The organism is Paracoccus sp. (in: a-proteobacteria) (assembly GCF_039808215.1).
Classification (GTDB): domain Bacteria; phylum Pseudomonadota; class Alphaproteobacteria; order Rhodobacterales; family Rhodobacteraceae; genus Paracoccus.
In genome coordinates, this window is sequence record NZ_JBDHSP010000095.1 from 1 (window position 1) to 8,700 (window position 8,700).

The following is an 8,700-nucleotide window of genomic DNA, read 5'->3' on the forward strand; positions in this document are numbered from 1 at the left end:
CGGGTCTTTCTTGGCGTCCAGGCTCGCGTAGCGGTCTGAAAGATCGAAGAAACCCATCTGCGCCATCGCCACGCTCCGCCTGCCGGATACCTCTGACACCTACCCCAGCCGCCCGGTCAGGGCAATTTTTCGAGGTGCCCAGCAGTGAGAACGGCGGTGCCGCCGAATCGGGTCGCCCTTTAGTGAGCCCGTCCGGAGCGCCGCTCATCAAACCGTGCTCTCATGGCATTTCGAACACCAGCTCCGGCAAGACCACCTCCCAGATGTCGCGGCGCAGAAGATGGTGGTAATCCTCGGCCCCGTCCTCGCGCCGCCAGTTCAGGATCGCCGCCACCTCGCCGCACAGGAAAATGGCGCCTTCAGGCAGGGTGAAGGCACGCGACATGCGGGCCAGAATGCTGCCCTGCGCGTTCACAATCTGCCACCGCTCGCCATCGCGGAACAGCCGTAGCGCGTCGCCGGGGCGGGCAGAGGCGATGGCAGCAAGCGCGGGATGGCCCGGCCTCAGCCGGCCTGCGAAGGACAGGTCGACCAGCTTTGGATCGGCGGGCACATGCTGCCGGCGGGCAGCGGGCAGCGCGGCGGTGTCGGGGCTGACGCGGCGGGGCAGCACGGCCTCGCCTCGGCCAAGAAAGGCGTGGGGGCCGCCGGTCAGGACGGTCAGGGTGGATTGCGCCCGCGTCATCGCGACATAGAACAGGCGGCGGGGGGCGCAGGCATTCTCGCCGCGCGACGGGCGGTCCCAGCCGCCGTTCAGGATCGCGACATGATCGAACTCCAGCCCCTTGGCACGATGCGCGGTCAGCAGCAAAAGCCCGCGCTGCTCGCTGCGCGCCTCCCGCGCCCATTCACCGAACCATTGCACGAGATCGGGAACCGGAGCGGCTTTCTGGTCCAGCTCACGCGCCAATGTGCCGATGCCCTCACCGATCAGACTGGTCCAGCGCGTCAGCGGCAGGGCGTTCAGGATGTCGAGCAGATCGGTAATGGTCAGCAACCGGCTGCGGCCGGCCACCGAGACCGACGAGCGGGTGAATGCCTTTCTGACCCGCCGGAGGGCGCCTGGCCGTTCGCCATCGGGCTCGGACCGGTGGCGCCTTCGATGGCTCACTGTGGCTCGATGCCACCTGTCGGAAGCTGCGCGAGGGCGGGCGGATCGTCAGCCGGGCCGTGATCGTGGCCGTGGCGGTCAACGAGGCCGGCAAGCGCGAGGTGCCGGGCGTCGCCACCGGCCCCTCCAAGGCCGAGACCTGTCTCGGACCGGCTTGCCTCGCGCTCATTGGCCGACCGCGGCCTGAGGGGCGTCAAGCCGGTCATCGGCCTGTGATCACAATGGCCTGTGATCACAAGGGCCTGCGGGCGGCGGCGGCCCGGGTCTTCAGCGCCTCCCATCAGAGATGTCGCGCGCACTGGATGCGAGGGCGCGCTCGCCCACGCGCCGGCCAAACAGCGCTCCGCAGTGGCGGCGGTGCTGAAGACGATCTTCGCCCGAGGCAAACCAGGGCCGACGCCGAGGCCCAGTGGGGGACCATCGCCGATGCCTTGCGCGAGAAGGTCGAAAAACTCGGCACCTTCATGGACGCCTCCCGCGATGACGTCCTCGCTACATGGACTTCCCCCACGAGCACTGGGCCCAGATCGCCTCCACGAATCCGCTGGAGCGCGTGAGCCGCGAGATCAAGCGCCGCGCCGATGTCATCGGCCCTCGGGCGCTCTCTCGGACCGATGGCGTTCGCGCCCTCGAGCCCCAATGACGCGGCCATCATCCGACTGGTCGGGGCGCTGATGCTGGAGACCAATGACGAATGGGCGCTGGCGCGGCGCTAAATGAGCCTTGAAACTCTCGCCCGCGTCACCGACAATCCAAACGTCAGGTTGCCCGCCGTGGCGACCTGAGCAAGCCCTGACCTCTCCAAGGGTCGGCGATCCTACACCACGCCGCGGGGCACTATCGTCACAATCCGCTGCGGCGAGAAGGTGAACACGACCTAGCGACGGTCCCTGAAGGTAAAGCTCCCAGTTTCATTCATCGAGCAGTGGCGATGGATGGCCAGGGATTTTCAGGGGCCGCCTCGACAAAGGCCGCGCCCAGCATGAACTGCGCGCTGAAGTCAGCAAAGACATAGCGCAGCAGCCGGGTTAGCAGCCCCGCCGCTGATAGGGGCGGGCGTTGGCCACCGGCTCATAAAGAAACAGGGTTTCGGGCGGCAGATCCGGCATGGCCTGCATCACGGCCCGGATCGTCTCAGCCGGGGGGCCACCGGCAACCACCTCACAACTGCGGAGCGAAGTCCGGCCAAAAGGCGACGCAAAAGTCGACCATTTTTGAGTTGGGCGAGACGCGCGCCATCTGGCGGCGGCCATGCTGCTAGCTTATCCGCGTAAGGGTTGAACTTGCTCGGGTGATCAGGCACTGAGAACTTCGGCTCGACCGCGCTGGCGTTCAGATACTTCTTGATTGTGTTGCGCGAAAGTCCGGTGCAACGCGCGATCTCCCGGATCGGCAGCTTCTGTCGCAGGGCGCTTCGGGCATTGGCGATATCGTCTATGCGCTTGAAGCGAGCGTAGCACACAACATCTGGGCCTGCGAGCTTGGCTCAAGCAAACAGGCTGAACATCTGGTAGCAAGAGATGTGACAAGAAGTCTGCTAGAATCCTGACAGGAGGGGAGGGCGTCCACATCTGCAATCTTTACTCCCAGACCAAGAGCCAGGACGCGATGCGGCACGTCTTCGATGATGTCGTCGAGGAGGGCGAGGGCTTCGAGGACCTGACCGGCAACCTGCCACCCATGGCCGGGATCTATCCCGACTATGCCGCGCCGATCATCCGGCATGGGCCGCAGGACGGCTGGCAGCTGACCAAGGCGCGCTGGGGCATGCCGACGCCGCAGGTGTTTCTGGCCGGCAAGCGCACCGATCCCGGCGTGACCAATATCCGCAATCTGGCCTCCTCGCACTGGAAGCGCTGGCTGGGAGTTGAACATCGTTGCCTCGTGCCCTTCACCAGCTTTGCCGAACCTGACGGCCGCCAAGGGGCGCCGCGCAACCATCCGGTCTGGTTCGCGCTGGGTGAGGATCGACCACTGGCTTTCTTCGCCGGCATCCGCTGCGAGTGGACCTCGGTCAGGAAGTTGAAGGAAGGCGAGGTGACGGCGGAACTGTTCGGCTTCCTGACCTGCCCGCCCAATGCCGAGGTCGCGTCGGTCCATCCCAAGGCGATGCCGGTCATCCTGACAAAGTCCGAAGAATGGCGGCATTGGCTGACCGCGCCCACGGCCGAGGCATTGCGCCTGCAACGGCCTCTGACGGATGGCATGCTGCAGATCGTGGCGGAAGGGGCGCGTGAGGATGCAGCCTGAACTGCCACCCGCCGATCTCTTCGCTCTGCGTCCTGCCCGTGTGCATGAGGCCGAGGGCCGTGGGCGTCGCGCCTTTGCCCTGTTTCAGGCTGCGCGGCATCCCGGCCCACTGGTCTGGATCCTGCCCGCGCATCTTCCAGAACTACCGATGCTGCGCGGCATGCCGCCCGGCGTGGGCGAACGGCTGCATCTCTTGCGCCCCTCGGGCGAGACTGACCTGCTCTGGTGTGTCGAGGAAGCCCTTCGCGCAGCGTCCATCGGTCTGGTCATCGCCGAGCCGCAAAAACCCCTGTCGCTGACCGCCGGCCGCCGTCTGCAACTGGCGGCCGAGGCCGGGCACAGCACCGGCCTTTTGCTGATCCGCGAAGGGGCGGGCAGCAACGCCACTGAGACCCGCTGGCATTGCGATCCGCTGGCCAGCCCGGCGGCGGACTCGACTCTGCATCGCTGGACGCTTAAAAAGAACAAACAGGGAACTTTTGGAAGCTGGGCTGTGAACTGGAATGGCGCGTCGGCTGCTGTCCATATGGTTTCCGAGGCTCGCGAGCGACACGAGCCTTCGAAGCCGCCCCGTTGAGGGGGCCTTTGCCCTGACCCTGCGGTCGGGCCATGCCGATCACCTGCATTGTCTGAACCCTGCCGCCTCGGCGCGGGGCCTTGCCCGCGGCATGGCCCTGGCCGATGCCCGCGCCATCTGTCCCGATCTCGCCACCCGGCCCGCCGATCTGGCCCGCGAGGCGGCGGCCTTGGCCAGCTTGCGCCGCTGGGCCAGCCGTTATGCGCCGATGGTGGCAAGCGATGGCGCCGACGGGCTAATGGCCGATATCTCGGGCGTGCCGCATCTCTTCGGCGGCGAGGCCGAGTTGCGCGCGGATCTTCAGGCCCGGCTGGAGCGTGCGGGACTGCACGCCGCCAGCGCCATTGCCGGAACCCGCGGGGCAGCCTATGCCCTTGCCCGTCATGGCGGCGGCATCGTGCCGGATGGCGGGCTGGCCGAAGGCATCGACCATCTGCCGGTGACGGCGCTGCGGGTGGATCAGGACACTGCCGCGGCGCTGGCGCGGCTTGGCCTCACCCGGGTTGCCGATCTGATCCCGCTGCCGCGCGCGCCTCTGGCCCGGCGCTTCGGGCCGGGGCTGGTCTTGCGGCTGGATCAGGCCTTGGGCGCGCAGCCCGAGCCAGTGGCGGCCGAAACGGACGCGCCATCCTTTAGTGTGCGGATGACCCTGCCCGAGCCGATCGGGCTGCAAGCGGATGTGATGGCGGGGCTTACCCGTCTGCTGGAGCGGCTTTGCGCCAAACTGGCTGCCAGCCATATGGGCGCACGGCGGCTGCGGCTGGAGCTGCACCGGGTCGATCACGCCACGGCGCAGGTCGAGATCGGCCTCGCCCGGCCGATGCGCGAGCCCACCCGGATCGCGGCGCTGTTTGCCAAGGGCGTCGAGGGGATCGACGCCGGTTTCGGCATCGAGGCCTTGCGACTGACGGCCCCGGTCACCGAGGCCCTTGCGCCTGAACAGATCGGCGATCCGGGCCTTCGGCATCAGGATGCCCTGGCCGACCTTATGTCCTCGCTCGGCAACCGCATCGGCTTTGACCGGGTGCTGCGGCTGCTGCCCGCCGAGAGCCTGATCCCCGAGCGCAGCTTCATCATCACCCCGGCCGCCTATAGCGCCGCCGCGCCCACGCCCGCGCAAGGCCCGCTGCGCCCGATCACCCTGTTTCCGCCCGAGCCCGTCACCGCCGCCTCCGGCCATCCGCCCGCCACATTCCGCTGGCGACGCATGAGCCTGACCACCCTGCGCGCTACCGGCCCCGAACGGATCGCCCCGGAATGGTGGCTTGACGATCCTGCCTGGCGCTCGGGCCTGCGCGATTACTGGCGGATCGAGACGCAGGAAGGCCCGCGCTTGTGGCTGTTCCACACCCCGCAGGCGCCCGCGTGGCCCGCGCCCGGAGGGGCGCAAAACTGGCATGTGCAGGGGGAATTCGCATGACCGCCTATGCCGAACTTTGCGTGACCTCGAATTTCAGCTTCCTGCGCGGGGCCTCGCATCCCGAGGAACTGGTGACGCGGGCGGCGGAATTGGGTCTGACCGCCATCGCCATCACCGACCGCAATTCGGTGGCGGGCGTGGTCCGGGCCTTCTCGGCGCTGAAGGAACTGGCCCGGCTTCGGGAGGAGGCGCAGGCCACAACCGATGCGCCCCTGCCGCGGCTGATCCTCGGCGCGCGGCTGGTGCTGACCGACTCCGCCGTCGAATGGCTGGCGCTGCCCAGTGATCTCGCGGCATGGTCCCGCCTGACTCGCCTCCTATCCTTGGGCAAGCGCCGCGCGCCCAAGGGTGAATGTCACCTGACCTGCGCCGATCTGGCGGAATGGGGGAAAGGCATGATCCTGATCGCGCTGCCGCCCGATCCGCTGGAGGGTGAAGACCCGGGCAGCGCCCGCAGCGATCTGCGCACCATCGCCCGCGCCTTCCCCGGCCAGTGCTTCCTCGGTGCCGCGCCGCGCTATGATGGCCGCGATCATCTCCGCCTCGACCAGCTGGCGCTGCTGGCGCAAGGGGTGAACCTGCCGCTGGTCGCGGTGGGCGACGTGCTGATGCACCGCGCCGCCCGTCGCCCGCTCGCCGATGTGCTGACCTGCATCCGCGAGGGCTGCACCATCGACGCCATCGGCACCCGTCGGCTGGCCAATGGTGAATGCCGGTTGAAATCCGGACCCGAAATGGCGCGGCTCTTTCACCGCCACCCCGCCGCGATCCGCCGCACGCTTGAGATCGCCGACCGCTGCGCCTTCCACCTCGACGATCTGCGCTATCAATACCCGGACGAGGCGCAGAACGGCGAACCCGCGCAGACCCGGCTGGAACGGCTGACCCGCGAGGGGCTGCACTGGCGCTATCCCTCCGGCCCGCCGCCGAAGATCGTGCATCGGGTGGAAAAAGAGCTGCGGCTGATCCGTGAGGTCGATTACGCCCCCTATTTCCTGACCGTGCATGACATCGTGCAATTTGCGCGCTCACGCGGCATCCTCTGTCAGGGCCGAGGCTCGGCGGCGAATTCCGTGGTCTGCTATCTGCTCGGCATCACCGAGGTGCCGCCGGAAAGCATCACCCTGATCTTCGAGCGTTTCATCAGCAAGGAACGCGGCGAGCCGCCCGATATCGACGTGGATTTCGAACATGAACGCCGCGAGGAGGTGATCCAGTGGATCTACGCCCGCTATGGCCGCGAGCGCGCAGGGCTGACCGCGGTGGTGATCCATTTCCGCGCGCGCGCCGCCATCCGCGAGGTCGGCAAGGTCATGGGCCTGTCGCAGGACGTGATCGCGCGGCTCTCGGGCCAGATCTGGGGCTGGTCCTCGGCCGCCCCCGACGAGGACCGGCTGCGCGACGCCGGCCTCTCCATCCAGGACCGCCGGGTGCAGCTGGCGGTGCAACTGATCGCCCAGATCATCGGCTTTCCGCGCCACCTGTCGCAGCATGTCGGCGGGTTTGTCATCACCCACGGCCGCCTTGACGAGCTTTGCCCGATCGAGAATGCGGCAATGGAGGACCGCACCATCATCGAATGGGACAAGGACGACATCGACGCACTGGGGCTGTTGAAGGTCGATATCCTCGCCCTTGGCATGCTGACCGCGATCCGCAAGGCGTTCGGCCTGCTCAAGGACCATCGCGGCCAAAGCCTGACGCTGGCCAATGTCCCGGCCGAGGATGCGCCGGTCTATGACATGCTCTGCCGCGCCGATGCCATCGGGGTGTTCCAGGTCGAAAGCCGCGCGCAGCTGAATTTCCTGCCCCGGATGCGGCCGCGCCGCTTCTACGATCTGGTCTGCGAAGTGGCCATCGTCCGCCCCGGCCCCATCCAGGGCGGCATGGTGCATCCCTTCATCAACCGCCGCATGGGCCGCGAGAGGGTTGAGGATCTTGGCCCGGCGATGATGGAGGTGCTGGGCCGCACCTATGGCGTGCCGCTGTTTCAGGAACAGGCGATGCAGATCGCCGTGGTCGCCGCAGGCTTCACCCCATCCGAGGCCGACCGCCTGCGCCGGTCGCTCGCCACCTTCAAGCGCATGGGCACCATCGGCACCTTCCGCGACCGCTTCGTCAGCGGCATGCTGTCCCGCGGCTATGACGCCGATTTCGCGGCGCGCTGCTTTGCCCAGATCGAGGGCTTCGGCAGCTACGGCTTTCCCGAAAGCCACGCCGCCAGCTTCGCCCGGCTGGTCTATATCTCGGCCTGGCTGAAATGCCACCATCAGGCGGTGTTCACCTGCGCGCTCTTGAACAGCCAGCCGATGGGTTTCTATGCGCCCTCGCAACTGGTGCGCGATGCCCGCGATCATGGTGTCGAGGTGCGCCCGGTCTCGGTCAACCACTCCGCCTGGGATTGCACGCTGGAGCCTCGCCCCGACGGCGCGCTGGCGCTGCGGCTGGGCTTTCGCCAGATCAAGGGCCTGCGCGAGGAGGACGCTGCCTGGATCGCCGCCGCCCGTGGCAATGGCTACCCGGATGTCGAAAGCCTCTGGCGCCGCTCCGGCGTGCATCCCCAGACGCTGGAGCGGCTGGCCGAGGCCGATGCCTTCGCCACGCTGGGCCTGAACCGCCGCGAGGCGCTTTGGGAGGCGAAGGCGCTGCAAGCGCCAGCCCCGCTGCCACTGTTCGGCCCGGATGGCGAGGGCGGAGTTGAGCCCGCCGTCACCCTGCCACAAATGAGTTTGGGCCAGGAGGTAATCGAGGACTACCTGTCGCTGCGCCTCAGTCTGCGCGCCCACCCGATGGAACTGCTGCGTCCGCGCCTGCCGGGAAACCTGCCGCACGCATGTCTGCGAGATGCCACGGGCCGCGTCACCGTCACCGGCCTCGTCATCACCCGCCAGCGCCCCGGCACTGCCTCCGGTGTGATCTTCCTGACGCTGGAGGACGAAACCGGCACCGCCAATATCGTGGTTTGGAAAAAGGTCTACGAGACCTTCCGCAAGGCGGTGATCACCGGGCGGCTGGTGCGCGTCACCGGCCGGATCGAGCGTGACGGTGCCGTCACCCACCTGATCGCAGAAAGAGTCGAGGATGTTTCACATCTGCTGGCCACGCTCAGCCGCCCGGTGAGGGGTGGCAATGGCGACCGCACGGATGAACCGACGCGCTCTGCTAGCAGCAGCATCGGGCCAACCGCACGCCATCCGCGCGAGCAGGCGAAAAAGCTGTTCCCCAGTCGGGATTTTCACTGACCGACAAGTTTGTTCCGTCAAAGACAGAGGAGGTGCCGGTTTCTGAGACAGGGGCATAAGGTGGATCGACCGATGAAAAGGACGATCCAGCATGAAGACA

General features: G+C 67.4%; 5 protein-coding genes and 2 pseudogenes. 5 read left to right on the top strand and 2 right to left on the bottom strand.

The window, feature by feature from the left end:
• Positions 1-220 precede the first annotated feature (220 nt).
• On the bottom strand, positions 221-1,015 hold the full coding sequence (locus WMK75_RS17270; RefSeq protein ID WP_347268829.1) for a 3'-5' exonuclease: 795 nt from the start codon (positions 1,013-1,015) through the stop codon (positions 221-223).
• A 1-nt stretch (position 1,016) separates the two neighbouring features.
• Here WMK75_RS17270 and WMK75_RS17275 point away from each other — a divergent pair.
• Positions 1,017-1,896, top strand: a pseudogene (locus WMK75_RS17275) (transposase); the annotation flags it as partial.
• Between the two features lie 473 nt (positions 1,897-2,369).
• On the opposite strand, the pseudogene WMK75_RS17280 reads toward WMK75_RS17275, so the two are convergent.
• A pseudogene (locus WMK75_RS17280) lies at positions 2,370-2,549 on the bottom strand (helix-turn-helix domain-containing protein); the annotation flags it as partial.
• Between the two features lie 131 nt (positions 2,550-2,680).
• Between WMK75_RS17280 and WMK75_RS17285 the strand changes: the two are divergent.
• Genes WMK75_RS17285 through WMK75_RS17300 form a run of 4 tightly spaced genes read left to right on the top strand, consistent with a single transcriptional unit; the run spans position 2,681 to position 8,600 of the window.
• A complete protein-coding gene (locus WMK75_RS17285; RefSeq protein WP_347268833.1) occupies positions 2,681-3,361 on the top strand; it encodes an SOS response-associated peptidase family protein in 681 nt (226 codons plus the stop codon).
• A complete protein-coding gene (locus tag WMK75_RS17290; protein WP_347268830.1) occupies positions 3,351-3,938 on the top strand; it encodes a hypothetical protein in 588 nt (195 codons plus the stop codon). The genes WMK75_RS17285 and WMK75_RS17290 overlap by 11 nt, the downstream gene beginning before the upstream one ends.
• Positions 3,865-5,358 (top strand): DNA polymerase Y family protein, encoded by a 1,494-nt coding sequence (locus WMK75_RS17295; protein WP_347268831.1) that lies wholly within the window; start codon positions 3,865-3,867, stop codon positions 5,356-5,358. The genes WMK75_RS17290 and WMK75_RS17295 overlap by 74 nt, the downstream gene beginning before the upstream one ends.
• Positions 5,355-8,600, top strand: a complete 3,246-nt coding sequence (locus WMK75_RS17300; protein WP_347268832.1) for an error-prone DNA polymerase — start codon at positions 5,355-5,357, stop codon at positions 8,598-8,600. Before WMK75_RS17295 ends, WMK75_RS17300 begins: the two co-directional genes overlap by 4 nt.
• Positions 8,601-8,700: the final 100 nt, after the last annotated feature.

Bases quoted from the DNA above. Each gene is read 5' to 3' on its own strand.
- WMK75_RS17290 (WP_347268830.1), top strand. From the start codon at position 3,351: ATGCAGCCTGAACTGCCACCCGCCGATCTCTTCGCTCTGCGTCCTGCC.
- WMK75_RS17295 (WP_347268831.1), top strand. From the start codon at position 3,865: ATGGCGCGTCGGCTGCTGTCCATATGGTTTCCGAGGCTCGCGAGCGAC.
- WMK75_RS17300 (WP_347268832.1), top strand. From the start codon at position 5,355: ATGACCGCCTATGCCGAACTTTGCGTGACCTCGAATTTCAGCTTCCTG.